The organism is Rhizobium sp. WYJ-E13 (assembly GCF_018987265.1).
In the GTDB taxonomy this organism is placed as follows: Bacteria; Pseudomonadota; Alphaproteobacteria; order Rhizobiales; family Rhizobiaceae; genus Rhizobium.
Genome location: NZ_CP076853.1, coordinates 2,761,165 through 2,775,697, shown reverse-complemented (window position 1 = coordinate 2,775,697; position 14,533 = coordinate 2,761,165). Strand labels below are relative to the sequence as shown.

At 59.4% G+C, this 14,533-nt stretch carries 12 protein-coding genes; 3 read left to right on the top strand and 9 right to left on the bottom strand.

Features of this window, described 5'->3' with window-relative positions:
* Nucleotides 1-134 precede the first annotated feature (134 nt).
* Nucleotides 135-1,148 carry an alpha/beta hydrolase gene (locus tag KQ933_RS13980; protein WP_216755443.1) on the top strand — a complete coding sequence of 338 codons (1,014 nt, stop codon included), beginning with the start codon at nt 135-137 and terminating at the stop codon, nt 1,146-1,148.
* Between the two features lie 3 nt (nt 1,149-1,151).
* Here the strand turns inward: KQ933_RS13980 and KQ933_RS13975 are convergent, their stop codons facing one another.
* The gene (locus KQ933_RS13975; RefSeq protein WP_216755442.1) at nt 1,152-2,333 is read right to left on the bottom strand and encodes a glycosyltransferase family 1 protein; all 1,182 of its coding nucleotides are present in this window, start codon (nt 2,331-2,333) and stop codon (nt 1,152-1,154) included.
* Nucleotides 2,334-2,577: 244 nt separating this feature from the next.
* Nucleotides 2,578-3,618, bottom strand: coding sequence for a glutamine synthetase beta-grasp domain-containing protein (locus KQ933_RS13970; RefSeq protein ID WP_216755441.1), 1,041 nt, complete (start codon nt 3,616-3,618; stop codon nt 2,578-2,580).
* A 427-nt stretch (nt 3,619-4,045) separates the two neighbouring features.
* Between KQ933_RS13970 and gstI the strand changes: the two genes are divergently transcribed.
* Entirely contained in the window at nt 4,046-4,237 is a 192-nt protein-coding gene (gene gstI, locus KQ933_RS13965) for a glutamine synthetase translation inhibitor GstI (RefSeq protein WP_216755440.1), read from the top strand.
* An 89-nt stretch (nt 4,238-4,326) separates the two neighbouring features.
* Here the strand turns inward: gstI and KQ933_RS13960 are convergent, their stop codons facing one another.
* The 6 genes from KQ933_RS13960 to KQ933_RS13935 all read right to left on the bottom strand — a co-directional run bounded on the left by KQ933_RS13960 (nt 4,327) and on the right by KQ933_RS13935 (nt 10,804).
* Complete coding sequence (locus tag KQ933_RS13960; protein WP_216755439.1) at nt 4,327-5,238, bottom strand: sugar kinase; 912 nt, start codon at nt 5,236-5,238, stop codon at nt 4,327-4,329.
* Nucleotides 5,239-5,350: 112 nt separating this feature from the next.
* Entirely contained in the window at nt 5,351-6,337 is a 987-nt protein-coding gene (locus KQ933_RS13955) for an ABC transporter ATP-binding protein (RefSeq protein ID WP_216755438.1), read from the bottom strand.
* Nucleotides 6,330-7,337 carry an ABC transporter ATP-binding protein gene (locus tag KQ933_RS13950; protein ID WP_216755437.1) on the bottom strand — a complete coding sequence of 336 codons (1,008 nt, stop codon included), beginning with the start codon at nt 7,335-7,337 and terminating at the stop codon, nt 6,330-6,332. The genes KQ933_RS13955 and KQ933_RS13950 overlap by 8 nt, the downstream gene beginning before the upstream one ends.
* Nucleotides 7,338-8,255: an ABC transporter permease gene (locus KQ933_RS13945; RefSeq protein WP_216755436.1), complete on the bottom strand. Its 918-nt coding sequence runs from the start codon at nt 8,253-8,255 to the stop codon at nt 7,338-7,340.
* Nucleotides 8,252-9,175, bottom strand: coding sequence for an ABC transporter permease subunit (locus KQ933_RS13940; RefSeq protein ID WP_216755435.1), 924 nt, complete (start codon nt 9,173-9,175; stop codon nt 8,252-8,254). The genes KQ933_RS13945 and KQ933_RS13940 overlap by 4 nt, the downstream gene beginning before the upstream one ends.
* Nucleotides 9,176-9,223: 48 nt before the next feature.
* Complete coding sequence (locus KQ933_RS13935; protein WP_216755434.1) at nt 9,224-10,804, bottom strand: peptide ABC transporter substrate-binding protein; 1,581 nt, start codon at nt 10,802-10,804, stop codon at nt 9,224-9,226.
* Nucleotides 10,805-11,079: 275 nt separating this feature from the next.
* On the opposite strand from KQ933_RS13935, the gene KQ933_RS13930 reads away from it, so the two are divergent.
* Entirely contained in the window at nt 11,080-12,729 is a 1,650-nt protein-coding gene (locus KQ933_RS13930; RefSeq protein WP_216755433.1) for an alpha-glucosidase family protein, read from the top strand.
* Here KQ933_RS13930 and ade read toward each other — a convergent pair.
* Entirely contained in the window at nt 12,722-14,419 is a 1,698-nt protein-coding gene (gene ade / locus KQ933_RS13925) for an adenine deaminase (protein WP_216755432.1), read from the bottom strand. The two genes, KQ933_RS13930 and ade, sit on opposite strands and share 8 nt — an antisense overlap.
* Between the last annotated feature and the right edge of the window lie 114 nt (nt 14,420-14,533).

Genomic DNA, 14,533 nt, shown 5'->3' with positions numbered 1-14,533 from the left:
TCGTGCGATAAATAATCGTATACGATTTTAGTGCATGGCAGCTATGCCAAAATATATATCGCACGATAATAAGTAGCGTGCGATATAAAAAGCGTGTTCCGGATGAACGCAACGAACCCCAAGAGGATACGACAATGTCTGGCATCAAGACCGCAGTTTCCGCAGCAGCAATTCTGGCAGCGTCCGCCATCGGAGCGTTTGCCGATCCGGTGCTGGAACCGACAACACAGAAATTCATCGATAGCCTGGCAGGCTCCAAGCCGATCTATACCTTCTCGCCTGATGAGGCCCGCAACATCCTCGCCGGCGCCCAGAAGGGTGACGTGAAGAAGCTGGCAGCCCGGGAAGAGGACAAGGTCATCAAGGTCGGCCCGACCGGCAGCGTCAAGCTGCGCGTCGTTCGCCCCGAGGGTGCCAAGGGCACGCTGCCTGTCGTCATGTATTTCCATGGCGGCGGCTGGGTGCTGGGTGATACCGATACGCATGACCGGCTCGTGCGCGAGATCGCCAACGGCGCCAAGGCTGCTGTCGTCTTCGTCGATTACGATCGTTCGCCGGAAGCGCGTTATCCGATTGCTATCGAACAGGCCTATGCCGCAACGAAATATATCGCCGATCACGCCAAGGAATTCCATATCGATGCCAGCCGCCTTGCTGTTGCCGGCGACAGTGTCGGCGGTAACATGGCAGCCGTCGTGACGCTGCTTGCCAAGGAACGCGGCGGTCCCGATATCGACCAGCAGGTGCTGTTCTACCCCGTGACCGATGCCAATTTCGACACTGGCTCCTACAATCAGTTCGCCAATGGCCCTTGGCTGACCAAGGAAGCCATGAAGTGGTTCTGGAACGCCTATCTGCCTGACGAAGCCAAGCGCAAGGAGCCGACCGCTTCGCCGCTGCAGGCTTCGCTCGAGCAGCTGAACGGCCTGCCGCCGGCACTGATCATCACCGATGAAAACGACGTCTTGCGCGACGAAGGCGAAGCCTATGGCCGCAAGCTTACCCAGGCGGGCGTGAAGGTGACGTCGATCCGCTTCAACGGCACGATCCACGATTTCGTACTTCTGAACGCGATTGCCGAAACGCCGGCTGTGCGCGGCGCGATCTCCGTCGCCAACGACACGCTGCAGGCCGCCCTTCACAAGTAAGCATCAATCAGTGGGCGGAAGAGGCCCGGCGTTTTCGCCGGGCTTTCTTCTTGGAAGGGATTTGGTGGCATACTGCCAAGCCTTCTTCCATTTCGGCGTGATGACGCCGTTGGCGGCGCGGATATTGTTGATGAACTGCAGCGTCGCCGCTTCCCAGGAATATTGCATGGCGAGCTCGCGCGCCTTCTCCCGCGAGGCGGAAAGCGCAGCAAGGCAGGCCATCTGCAGATCCTCGTCCAGCGCACCGACGAGGCTTTCCTCGCCGATGATATCCAGCGGGCCGGTGACGGGATAGGCCGCGACTGGAACGCCCGACGCAAGCGCTTCCAGAATGGTATTGCCGAACGTATCCGTCAGCGACGGGAAGACGAAGACATCGGCCTGCGCATAGGCCTTTGCCAGATCCTCACCGAGCTTGATGCCGGTGAAGTGCACATCCGGATAGCGCTGCTCCAAATCCGCGCGCGCCGGGCCGTCGCCGACCACCACCTTCGAGCCGGGCAGGTCGAGATCGAGGAAAGCCGGCAGGTTCTTTTCCAGCGCCACGCGGCCGACCGTCATGAAAATCGGACGGGGAAGGCCGAAGGGTTTCTCTTCCAACGGCATCGGGTGGAATTGCGTCGCATCGATGCCGCGGCTCCACGGCATGAGGTTCTTCACGCCCTTTGCAGCGAGTTCCCGGGCGAGGCTGGGCGTTGCGACCATGCAGCCTGCGCCGCCGTTGTGGAACCACCGTATGAAAGCATAGAGCCAGCTCTGGGGGATTGGCAGGCGGGCTGAAACATATTCGGGGAAACGGGTGTGGTAGCTCGTGGAGAACGGCATGCGCTTGCGGAGGCACCAGCGGCGCGCCGTCAGTCCCAGAGGGCCTTCCGTCGCGATGTGGACGTAGGAAGGATTGTGCTTTTCGATCTCGCGGGCAACACGGCCATACCAGGCGATCGACAGGCGAATCTCGGGATAGGTGGGGCAGGGGATGCTTGCGAAGCGCTCCGGCGTCACCATCGAGACTTCGACGCCCATCTTGGCGAGTTCCCGATTGGTGTTCTCGATCGAGCGGACAACGCCATTGACCTGCGGGTGCCAGGCGTCAGTCACGATCACCAGCCGCTCGGGCACAACCCCAGCGGCCGCAGCACTAGCCCAGCTTTCGCCGCTATATGAACTTGACGGACGTTGCAGCATGCTTCCATTTCCATCAGCGTCGCATGGTTGTAGCAACGCATAATCCCTGGGCGGGGTTCCGGAATGGCGATTCCCGCTCTCTTATCTTGGCGGAAGTGCATGATGGAAATATTACAGCCCTGTGCGAGTGTTTACAGGACTTTGCGGCTATTGCGACAGTAAATATGTCGGTTGAAAAGCCGGCAGGCAGATGAGCCTTGAAAAGGAACGGCGCCAGCGGGGAGGCCGGCGCCGCGGTAAAAGCTTAGGCTGCGGCCGAAGCAGAGCCGGAGGTCGGAACTTCCGAGATCGTCTTCAGAACCTGCGATGCGATCTGGTAGGGGTCGCCCTGGGAGTTCGGGCGACGATCTTCCAGATAGCCCTTGTAATCATTCTTGATGAACGAGTGCGGAACGCGGATCGAGGCGCCACGGTCAGCAACGCCGTAGGAGAACTTGTTCCACGGAGCCGTCTCGTGCTTGCCGGTCAGGCGCTTGTCGTTGTCAGGACCGTAGACATTGATGTGGTCCATCAGGTTCTTTTCGAACTGAGCCATCAGTGCTTCGAAATAGGCCTTGCCACCAACTTCGCGCATGTACTTGGTCGAGAAGTTGCAGTGCATGCCCGAGCCGTTCCAGTCGGTGTCGCCGAGCGGCTTGCAATGATACTCGATGTCGATGCCGTACTTCTCGGTCAGGCGCTGCAACAGGTAGCGCGCCATCCAGATCTGGTCGGCCGCCTTCTTGGAGCCCTTGCCGAAAATCTGGAATTCCCACTGGCCCTTGGCCACTTCGGCATTGATGCCTTCGTGGTTGATGCCGGCAGCGAGGCAGAGGTCGAGGTGCTCTTCGACGATTTCGCGAGCAACCGAACCGACGTTCGAATAGCCGACGCCGGTATAGTACGGACCCTGCGGAGCCGGGTAGCCGCTCTCCGGGAAGCCGAGCGGACGGCCGTTCTCGAAGAAGAAATATTCCTGTTCGAAGCCGAACCAAGCGTCTTCGTCATCGAGAATGGTTGCGCGAGCGTTGCTTGCGTGCGGGGTGACGCCATCCGGCATCATGACTTCGCACATGACGAGCACGCCGTTGGTGCGAGCCGGATCGGGATAGACGGCAACCGGCTTCAGCACGCAATCCGAGCTGCGGCCTTCGGCCTGCATCGTCGACGAACCGTCGAAGCCCCAGAGCGGGAGCTGTTCGAGCGTCGGGAAATTATCGAATTCCTTGATCTGCGTCTTGCCACGCAGGTTCGGTACCGGGGTGTACCCATCGAGCCAAATATACTCGAGCTTATACTTTGTCATCGCGACTCTCTCTGCTGCGAACTTGAGCAAATCCTGAGGCAGTAGACGCAAGGGTGCGCTCTTCCGCCAGGGATGTCTCTTGTGAAGCACGTAGCGTGCCAGATCGTCTTTCAGACATAAAAAATTTACGAATCACAATACGGAAGCAGTTTTCAGCCTGGATGCGGCAGAAGAAAGGGCGAGTCCGGTTGGCCCCATTCCGCTTTGAGGCGGCCACTTTCGGGGTCGGAACCAGATCAAAATTCCGGCGTTGAGGCTAATGGATGAAGTTTTAAACAAATCAGCGCAAGCTTAATCAGGAAATGCTGCATCGATCGGCTGCAATTGTAACTTTGCCTATATTTTATGCTATTTGCATAAACTATGTGCATTGTGCTATTGTTTCGACCGTGAATGTTGATAGGCCGAGCTGAAGAAAGGCTATCTCATGGCAATCGGTTTCCATCGCGAATCCGCGACGATCTACCAGTTCCCACTCAAGGCTGCTCAAGGCCCGAACCGCTTCGAGCGCCTGCGCATGATGGAGCGGGAGGCGGCTGGTGTGTGCGACGCCGCGCTCGATAGCTGCTGGTATCACGACGAGGCCGTGCGCACGGACGACAAGAAAACCAATTCCTGATCCCGCAATCAGGCGCTAATGACCGCTGAGGGGGACGGGCCTGCGCGTGGCCGCCCGACAAAGGACATGCGCAGGCTTCAATCTCGATATCAGAGGTCGAGCTTTTCCTTCGGCACGAGTGCACCATGTTCGCTGACGACGCGGGCGGCGATTTTAGCCCCGAAGCGGGCGGCTGCCGGGGCATCCCGGTTTTCCAGATAATGAGCCAGAAATGCACCGTTGAAGCTGTCGCCGGCGCTGGTGGTATCGACGACTTTTTTTACCTTTTCCGCTGGCACATGCATCTGCTCATTGGCGAAGCTCAGCGTTGCGCCTTCCGCGCCGTTCTTGACGACGACATGCAAGGCGCCGAGCCCGCGATAGCGCTCAATGGTGGCTTCGATGGAGGCATCGCCGAAATGGGCAACCTCGTCGTCGAAGCTCGGCATGACAAGCGAGGAGGCGCGTCCGCCTTCGCTGATCGTCGTGTGCATCACATCGTAGCTCGACCAGAGGCGAGGGCGGATATTCGGGTCGAAGACGACAAACTTGCCGACCGCCTTGGCACGGCGGATTTCCGCAAGCAGCGTCTCGGTGTCGTCATGGGAAAGGATGGCGAGCGTGATGCCGGAGAAATAGATGACATCGGCACTTTCCACCGCCTCACGCAGGCGGTCGGGATCGGCGGCCAGGCTACGGGCGGCAGAGCTATCGCGCCAGTAGCTGAAGGAGCGTTCGCCGTTCTTCAGATTGATCATGTAGAGGCCAGGCGTCTTGCCCTTGATGCGGCAGATGAGGTCCGTGCCGATGCCGGCTTTGCCCATGAAGGCGACCATTTCGTCAGACATCGGATCATCGCCGAGGGCGGTGAAATAATCGACCGACCAGGCGGGCGGCAGGCAGGCGCGGGCGTACCATGCGGTGTTGAAAGTATCGCCGGCAAAGCCTTTCCGCAGCAGGCCTTCACCTGCCTGCGAGAGCTCCACCATGCATTCGCCAATCGACAAAAACCGTCCGCTCAAGCCGTCCTCCCAGATTTTTCTGTTCTTGCGGATACGCGAAGAGGGGAGATGAGACAAGTCAATGAGCATGGAAAGTCCATCGCCCCAGTTGCGGGGCGATGGAGATGGCAGGTCAGGGCCTGTCCATATGATAGCAGGCCGCCGTCTGCCCTGGGCGGACGAGCTCCGTCGGCGGCATTTCGGTGCGACAGACATCCGTTGCCTTCCAGCAGCGCGGCGAGAAGACGCAGCCCTGTGGCGGATTCAGCGGCGAAGGTGGATCGCCCTGCAGGCGGATGCGGCTGCGCAGACGCGCGAGCTTTGGATCCGGGATCGGCGCCGCCGAGAAGAGCGCCTGCGTATAGGGATGCGCCGGATGTTCGAAGACGGTGGCGCAATCGCCGGCTTCGACCACCTTGCCGAGATAGAGCACCAGCACGTCATCCGAGATCAGGCGCACGACCGAGAGGTCGTGGCTGATGAAGATCAACGTCAAGCCGAACTCCTTGCGCAGCTTGCGAAGCAGTGTGATGACCTGGCCCTGGATCGACACGTCGAGCGCCGAGACCGGCTCGTCGCAGATGATGAGCTTCGGCCGCGTGACGACAGCACGGGCAATGCCGATACGTTGCGCCTGACCGCCCGAAAATTCGTGCGGATAGCGATTGATCATTTCAGGCACGAGACCGACGGCCGCCATGATCTCGCGTACGCGTTCGAGGCGCTGGGCTTTCGAGAGCTTTGGCTCGAAGACGGTGAGCGGTTCGGCAATAATGTCACCGACCGTCATGCGCGGATCGAGCGAGGCGATCGGATCCTGGAAGATGATCTGCATGTCGCGGCGGGCGGCGCGCATTTCCTCGTCGGAGAGATCGAGCAGATTACGGCCCTGCCAGAGGATGCGCCCCTTCTGCGACTTCAGAAGACGCAGGATGGAGCGGCCGAGCGTCGACTTGCCGCAGCCGGATTCGCCGACGATGCCAAGCGTGCGGCCTTCGGCGAGATCGAAGCTGACATTGTTGACGGCCGTCAGCATCAGCGGCGGTTTGAAGAAGGATTTTGAGGGGATCTCGAACTGGGTCGTCAGGTTCTCGACCCTCAGAAGCGAGCGCTCAGCCATGGATCAGCAACTCCTCGCGGCGGGGGAAGGGATGGAAGCAGGCTGCGCAATGGCTTGCTCCCTGCTGTTGAAGCTGCGGCGGGCGGTCGATGCAATCGTCCTGGACCTGCGAACAGCGTGGCGAGAAATTGCAGCCCTTGGGCAGATGCTGCAGGTTCGGCGGGCGGCCGGGGATGACGACGAGATCGTCGACATCCTGATCCGGGCGCGGGATCGAAGCGTGCAGCGCTGCTGTATAGGGATGCGCCGGGTTTTCGAAGAGTTCGTCGACCGGAGCTTCCTCGACGATGCGGCCGGCATACATGACGGCAACCCTGTCTGCGAGACCAGCCACGACACCGAGGTCGTGGGTGATCATCAGAAGCGCCGTGTTCATTTCCGCCGTCAGATCATTGAAGAGATCGAGGATCTGCGCCTGGATGGTCACATCGAGCGCGGTCGTCGGCTCGTCGGCGATCAGCAGTTTCGGCTTGGTGAGCAGCGCCATGGCGATGACGATGCGCTGGCGCATGCCGCCGGAAAGCTCGTGCGGATAGAGGTTGAAACGACGCGTGGGATCAGGAATGCCGACACGCTTCAGCATATCGAGCGCTTCGGCAGATGCCGCCCTGGCGGTAAAGCCGCGGTGGATCTCAAGCTGTTCCGTCAGTTGCCGGGAGATGCGGAGAGACGGATTGAGTGCCGTCATCGGGTCCTGGAAGACCATGGCCATGTCCTTGCCGCGGACACGGTCGAGTTCGCGTGGCTTCAGCGACAGCACGTCCTGGCCTTCCAGCAATGCCTGGCCGGTCGTTCTGCCGTTCTTGGCGAGCAGTCCCATGATGCCAAGGAACGTCTGGCTCTTGCCTGAACCGGATTCACCGACGATGGCGATACGTTCGCCGCGGCGAACCGTCAGGTTCATGTTGGAGACCGCCTTCACCTGGCCCTCGGGGGTCTCGAAGGTGATCGAGTAATCCTTGAGTTCGAGAAGGGTATCTTTTTGTTTTTCTGAGATCATCTATCGATCCTTCGGGTCGAACGCATCGCGCAGCCCGTCGCCGATGAACAGCAGGCTGAGGAGCAGGGCCACAAGGAAGCTTGCCGGGAAGACCAGCAGCCAGGGCATGCTTTCCATGGCATCGGTGCCTTCGGCAATCAGGGTGCCGAGCGAAGTCAGCGGCTCCTGAACGCCGAAGCCGAGATAGGAAAGGAAGCTCTCGGTCGCGATGATCTCCGGTACGGTCAGCGCCGCGAAAATGACGACGGGGCCGACGAGGTTCGGGATGATGTGCTTGGTAATGATCTTGAAAGGCTTCTGACCCGAGGCGCGGGCCGCTTCCACGAATTCGCGATGCTTGAGCGACAGGGTCTGACCACGCACGATACGGGCCATGGTCAGCCATTCGAGCGCGCCGATCGCTGCAAAGAGCAGGTAGACGTTGCGGCCGAAGATGACCATCAGCAGGATAACGAAGAGAATGTAGGGGAGTGCGTACATGATGTCGACGAAGCGCATCATGATGGAGTCCAGTCTGCCGCCAATATAACCGGAGACCGCACCGTAGAGCACGCCGATGACGACGGAGACCAGGGTTGCCGTCAACGCGACGGCCAGCGAGATGCGCGTGCCGTAGAGCACGCGGGCGAGCAGGTCGCGGCCGTTCGGGTCTGTGCCGAAATAGTGGCCGTTTTCGAAGGATGGCGGCGCGCGGAAGGCGGCCCAGTCCGGGTCTTCATAGTTGAAGGGGATGAAGTTCGGGCCGAGGAAGGCGGCAAGGATCAGCAACACGAGTATGCCGATCGATATGACGGCCGCCTTGTTGCGCGAGAGGCGGCGCAACGCATCCTTAGTCAGCGAGCGGCCTTCCGGAGACAGGCCTTCCGCTTCCAGCAACTCGGCTGCGAGCAGCTCTCTTTTTGCAGGATTTAGGATCATCTGTTTCTCACTTTCGGGTCCAGCCAGGCATAGGCGATATCGACCAGAAGGTTCAGGAACACGATCAGCACCATGTAGAAGATGACCGTACCGAGAACCATACCATAATCGCGGTTCAGCGCTGCGTTGACGAAATAGCGGCCGATGCCGGGCAATCCGAAGATGCTTTCGACAACGAGCGAGCCGGTGAGAAGGTAACTTGCCGCCGGACCCAGGTAGGAAACGACGGGCATCATGGCGGGTTTGAGCGCATGACGCATGACCGTCAGACGCGGGCCGATGCCCTTGGCCTTGGCGGTGCGGATGAAGTTCTGGTTCATCACTTCGATCATCGAGCCGCGGGTGATGCGCGAGATGCGGCCGGCATGCGGCAGCGCCAGAACGACGATCGGCAGGACGAGATACTTGATCGATCCATCACCCCAGCCGCCGACCGGGAACCACGCGAGATGGATGCCGAAGACGAGCTGCATGATCGGCGCGATCAGGAAGTTCGGCAGCACGACGCCCACCAGAATGAGAGCACTCAGAATATAGTCCGGTGCCTTGTTCTGATAGAGCGCCCCAAGACAGCCGACAGCCACGCCGACGATGATGGCGATCAGGAAGGCAGCAGTCCCGATGGTGAAGGTGTAGGGCAGACCGATCATGATCTGCTGGGCGACGGTGAAGTCTTCGCTCGCGAAGGAGGGGCCGAGGTCGCCTTTCAGCAGGTCGCCGACATAGATCAGGTATTGCTGAACGAGCGGCTTATCCAGATTGTAGTGGATCGCGAGGTTTTTCAAGATCACCGGCGGCAATGGCCTTTCGCCATCGAAGGGGCCGCCGGGGGCGAGGCGCAAAACGAAAAAGCAGGCTGTGACGGCGATCCACAGGACAGGGATCGTCGACAGCAATCGACGGAATGCATATTTGATCATGGGCGTGGAGCGGCTCTTCCCGGAGTGTCCGGGAAGAGCCTTTCATCCTTATTCCTTGATGGACAGCCAGCGCGTGCGGTGGATGTCCTGAATATTGTCGACGAAGCCTTCGACCTTGGGCGAAACGACATTCTTCGAAACGTAGTAGTAGAGCGGAATGGCGGCGCTATCGTCGAGAGCCAATTGTTCGGCCTTCTTGAATATTTCAGCGCGCTTGCCGATGTCCCTTTCGGCGTTTCCTTCTTTGATCAACTTGTCATAATCGGGATTGCTCCAGCGACCGTAATTCATCGATACGCCTGTTGTAAGCAGGTTTAGGAAGTTATCTGGATCGTTGTAGTCGGCGATCCAGCCGGCTCGACCGATTTCTACCTGACCGCGCTGCATTTCGTCGTAATGCACTTTGGTTTCGGCGTTATAGAGTTCAATTTCGACGCCGAGTGGCTTCCACATAGAGGCGATAGCAACCGCAACGCGTTTGTGGTTATCGTTGGTGTTATAACGGAGCTGTGCCTTTAGCGGATGGTCCGGACCGAAGCCAGCTTCCTTCAACAGCTTCTTGGCTTCTTCGACCTTGTCTTTGTAAGGAAGATCCTTCCAGGAAACGTAGGCCGGTTCGCCATAGTTTGCTGTGCCTGGCGGAACCCAAGAATAAGCCGCCGGTTCCTGCGTGCCGAGGATTTGCGGACCGATCACTTCGCGGTTAACCGCCATCGAAAGAGCTTGGCGCACGCGCTTGTCGTTGAAGGGCGGCTTCTGGGCATTTACTACATAGTAGTAGCTGGCAAGAAACGGAGAGACGTGCGCCTGACCCGGCAGGTTCTTCTTCATCCATTCATACTGATCGGTCGGGAAGTCGGTCATGATGTCGAATTCGCCGGCGCGGTAGCGCTTTAGAGCAGCTTCCTGGTCTTCGAGCACGAAGAACTTCGCGCCATCGATCTTCAGATCCTTGACGCCGTAATACTGGTCGTTCTTGACGGTGGTGACGTGTGAACCGGGGACCCACTCGACCGGCTTGTACGGACCGTTGGTGACGATGTTGCCGATCTTGACCCAGTCCTGACCCTTGGCCTCGACGACATGCTTCGGCAGCGGATAGGCCGTATAGTGCATCAGGGCGTTGATGAAATAGGGGGTCGGGTTTTCAAGGGTGATCTCGAGCGTCTTGTCGTCGATCGCCTTGACTCCGAGCTCGTTCAGATCGGTGATCTCGCCCTTGTTGATCTTTTCCGCGTTCTTGATGGTGAACTGCAGATAGGCGTAGTCGGCAGCATTCTTCGGGTCGACGAGGCGCTGGAAGGCGAAGACGAAGTCGCCGGCCGTTACCGGCTGGCCATCGGACCACTTGATGCCGTCACGCAGCTTGAAGGTGTAGACCTTGCCATCGGGGGAAATGGTCCAGCTTTCGGCCTGGCCGGGAACCGGGTTGTCCTTGGCGTCTTCGGTGACAAGGCCTTCGAAAATGTCGCCGGCAATACGGTTTTCCCAGTCGCCGGAGAGTTTTTGCGGATCCAGCGAGGTGGGGTCGCCACCATTATGGATATTCAGCGTGGCCGCATGGGCCGAAAATGCGAGCAAGGAGCCAACCATTGCAGACGCGAGAAATTTTTTCGTGAAAAAGGACATACTGGGTCCACCTTTCTAGGCTTTTCGCCTTTTCTTTAGTCATTTGTTCCCGATTTGACCTGTTACGTGCAGGTCAACGGCACCTTAACGCAAAGGTTTGGCGTTGCAACCCCTAAACCGGTGGGTAGCATTCGGGTGTGGACAAGCTTATAAGCGTCTCCCTTTTGTCCGATCGCGACCCCCCTTCTTCCGCGCTTCACCGCGCCACTAAGCTGTTGTTTTTTGCCTCGCCCTCACTAGTGTTGCTTGCGAAATGAAGCAGGAGACGGCGGTTCATGGCGTTGCAGACAGGCGGGAATGCGAATTGGTGGCGCGGCGCGGTGATCTATCAGGTCTATCCGCGCTCGTTTCAGGATACTGATGGCGACGGGCTTGGCGATCTCAAGGGGATAACCCGGCGCCTCTCCCATATCGCAAGCCTCGGCGTCGATGCGATCTGGCTCTCGCCTTTCTTCAAGTCGCCCATGGCCGACATGGGCTATGACGTCTCCGACTATTGCGATGTCGATCCGATTTTCGGCACGCTCGATGATTTCGACGCGATGATGGCGGAAGCCCACAGGCTCGGCATAAAGGTCATCATCGATCAGGTGATTTCCCATACGTCCGACCGGCATCCATGGTTCGTGGAAAGCCGTTCCAGCCGCACGAACGACAAGGCCGACTGGTATGTCTGGGCTGATCCGAAGCCCGATGGGACGGCGCCAAACAACTGGCTGTCGATCTTCGGCGGGCCGGGCTGGGAATGGGATGGCGTGCGCCGGCAATATTACCAGCACAACTTCCTGACCTCACAGCCGGACCTGAATTTCCACAGCAAGCCGGTTCAAGATGCGCTGCTGAAGACGGTGAAGTTCTGGCTCGACCGCGGCGTCGACGGCTTTCGCCTCGACACGGTGAACTATTATTTCTGCGACAAGCTGCTCCGAGACAATCCGCCGCATGTTCCGGATCCGGACCAAGCCGGTCTCGATGCGCCCGACAGCAATCCCTATGGCATGCAAAACCACCTCTACGACAAGACGCAGCCGGAAAACCTCGAATTCCTCAAGCGCTTCCGGGCCCTTCTCAATCAATATGAGGGACGCACCACGGTCGGTGAAGTCGGCGACGGGGCACGCTCGTTGAAGACCGTTGCCGCCTATACGACCGGCGGCGATAAGCTGCATATGTGCTACACTTTCGATCTGCTCGGCCCTGAATTCACCGCAGCCCATATCCGAGGCTGCGTTGAGACTTTCCAGCGTATGGTTAGGGATGGCTGGGTTTGCTGGGCGTTCTCCAATCACGACGTCAACCGTCACGTCAGCCGTTTCGCACTGACGGAAGAGGAGCGTCCGGTCATCGCCAAGCTGGCGATTTCTGTGCTGGCAGTACTTCGCGGTTCGATCTGCCTCTATCAGGGCGAGGAGCTGGGGCTGCCGGAGGCGGAACTCGCCTTCGAGGACCTGCGCGACCCCTATGGCATCCGCTTCTGGCCCGCCTTCAAGGGCCGCGACGGATGCCGCACGCCTATGCCATGGGAAGCCGGCAAGGCGCATGCTGGCTTCACCAGCGCCGAGAAGAGCTGGCTGCCGGTGCCCTATGAACAGGCGGCGCTTTCCGTAGACACTCAGGAAAACGATGACAGTTCCGTGCTTCACCATTACCGGCGTACGCTGGAATTCCGGAAGACCTATCCGGTACTGATCGACGGCAGCATGAAATTCGTGGGCAGCAATCAGGATCTGCTCGCCTTCGTGCGCGAGAAGGGAGACGAGAAACTGCTCTTCGTCTTCAACCTGACGCGTGAGCCTGCGGAGTTTCAACTTCCTGCCGGCATGGTGCTGGGCACTCCATTGCCCATGCCCGGGTTTAGAGCCGCCGCCGGTGCCAAGACAGTGCAGCTCGAGGCGCTTGACGCCTTCTGCGCTCGTATCAGCTGATCAGCGCGAAGCGATCGACGTCCACCATCCCCTTGTCCGAGATCTTCAGATGCGGGATCACCGGCAGGGGCAGGAAGGCGACCTGCAGGAAGGGTTCTTCCAGCGTCGTGCCAAGGGCGTAGGCGGCCTTGCGCAGATGATGCAGCGTGTCGCGTACGGTCTCATAGGGTTCCAGGCTCATCAGGCCGGCGACAGGCAGCGCGATTTCGCCGGTAACCTTGCCGTCTTCGACGACCACGAAGCCGCCCTTGATCTCGCCGAGACGGTTGGCGGCGAGCGCCATGTCGTCCTCGCTGACGCCGACGACGCAGATATTGTGGCTGTCATGGCCGACCGTTGAAGCAATCGCGCCCTTCTTCAATCCGAAACCCTGCACGAAGCCATTGGCGTGATTGCCGTTCTTGCCGTGACGCTCGATGACGGCGACCTTGATGATATCGTTGCCGAGATCGACGGTGGTCTGATTGCCTTTGGCTGGCAGGCGATAGCGACGATGCTCGGTGATGATCTTGCCCGGCATGACGCCGATGACGGATGTTTCGCCCTCGGCAACCGGTACGCCGAAATGGGCCGCGTTGACCGGCCGCGCCTTGACGCTGTCGAGACCGACGGGCTCAACCGGCTTGCGGGTGGAAAAGAGCGCATCGGTGACTTGACGGCCGGCGGAAAAAACCATGTCCGCCCGGCAATTTTCCAGACTATCGACAACAACGAGATCGGCACGCCAGCCGGGGGCGACGAGGCCGCGGTCGCGCAAACCGAAGGCGCGGGCGGCGGAGATCGAGGCGGCGCGGTAGATCGCCAACGGTTCGACACCTTCGGCAATCGCCGTACGGATCATGTAATCGAGATGGCCTTGCTCGGCGATATCGAGCGGATTGCGGTCATCGGTACAGAGCGCGAGGTAGGGGGATAGGCGTTCCGTGATGATCGGCATCAGGGCATGCAGGTCTTTCGAGACGGAGCCCTCGCGCACGAGGATATGCACGCCCTTGCGGATTTTCTCCAGCGCCTCAGTCGCACTCGTGCATTCGTGTTCGGTGCGGATGCCGGTGGAGAGATAGCCGTTGAGATCATTGCCTAGGAGAAGCGGCGCATGTCCGTCGATATGGCCGCCCTGAAAGGCGTCGAGCTTTGCCATGCAGATGGGATCCTTGTGGATCACGCCGGGAAAATTCATGAACTCGGCAAGGCCGATGACTTTGGGATGGTCGCGATAGGGCAGGAGGCTTTCGACCGGCAGATCGGCACCCGATGTTTCCAGATGTGTGGCCGGTACGCAGGAGGAAAGCTGGACGCGGATATCCATGATCGTTTCCAGTGCCGAAGCTAGGAAGAACTCGATGCCTTCCTTGCCCAGTACGTTGGCGATTTCATGGGGATCGCAGATGGCAGTCGTTACACCATAGGGCAGGACGCAGCGGTCGAATTCATGCGGCGTGACGAGGGAGGATTCGATGTGCAGATGCGTATCGATGAAGCCGGGAACGACGATCCTGCCGGAGATGTCGATCTCGGTCTCGCCGCTATAGCTGCCGCAGATGCCGACGATACGGTTGCCGCCAATGGCGATGTCCGACTGGACAAGTTCACCCGTCACGAGGTCGAAGAAGTGTCCGCCTTTCAGGACGATATCGGCCGGTATGCGACCCACACCCTGATCGATGAGACGTTCGAGCTTGGCGATCATATCTGTCCTCGCAATGCAATCGATTCCGCGAGTTATAGCGCATCTGTTCGCGGATTCGATGCCCGCAAACAAAACCGGGCGCCATTGGCGCCCGGTCGCATGTTCCATTCGCTC

Excerpts from the sequence above, each read along its gene's own strand:
- KQ933_RS13970 (WP_216755441.1), bottom strand. The coding sequence starts at position 3,618 with ATGACAAAGTATAAGCTCGAGTATATTTGGCTCGATGGGTACACCCCG.
- gstI (WP_216755440.1), top strand. The coding sequence starts at position 4,046 with ATGGCAATCGGTTTCCATCGCGAATCCGCGACGATCTACCAGTTCCCA.
- KQ933_RS13940 (WP_216755435.1), bottom strand. The coding sequence starts at position 9,175 with ATGATCAAATATGCATTCCGTCGATTGCTGTCGACGATCCCTGTCCTG.
- KQ933_RS13955 (WP_216755438.1), bottom strand. The coding sequence starts at position 6,337 with ATGGCTGAGCGCTCGCTTCTGAGGGTCGAGAACCTGACGACCCAGTTC.
- KQ933_RS13980 (WP_216755443.1), top strand. The coding sequence starts at position 135 with ATGTCTGGCATCAAGACCGCAGTTTCCGCAGCAGCAATTCTGGCAGCG.
- KQ933_RS13935 (WP_216755434.1), bottom strand. The coding sequence starts at position 10,804 with ATGTCCTTTTTCACGAAAAAATTTCTCGCGTCTGCAATGGTTGGCTCC.
- KQ933_RS13945 (WP_216755436.1), bottom strand. The coding sequence starts at position 8,255 with ATGATCCTAAATCCTGCAAAAAGAGAGCTGCTCGCAGCCGAGTTGCTG.
- KQ933_RS13950 (WP_216755437.1), bottom strand. The coding sequence starts at position 7,337 with ATGATCTCAGAAAAACAAAAAGATACCCTTCTCGAACTCAAGGATTAC.
- ade (WP_216755432.1), bottom strand. The coding sequence starts at position 14,419 with ATGATCGCCAAGCTCGAACGTCTCATCGATCAGGGTGTGGGTCGCATA.
- KQ933_RS13975 (WP_216755442.1), bottom strand. The coding sequence starts at position 2,333 with ATGCTGCAACGTCCGTCAAGTTCATATAGCGGCGAAAGCTGGGCTAGT.
- KQ933_RS13930 (WP_216755433.1), top strand. The coding sequence starts at position 11,080 with ATGGCGTTGCAGACAGGCGGGAATGCGAATTGGTGGCGCGGCGCGGTG.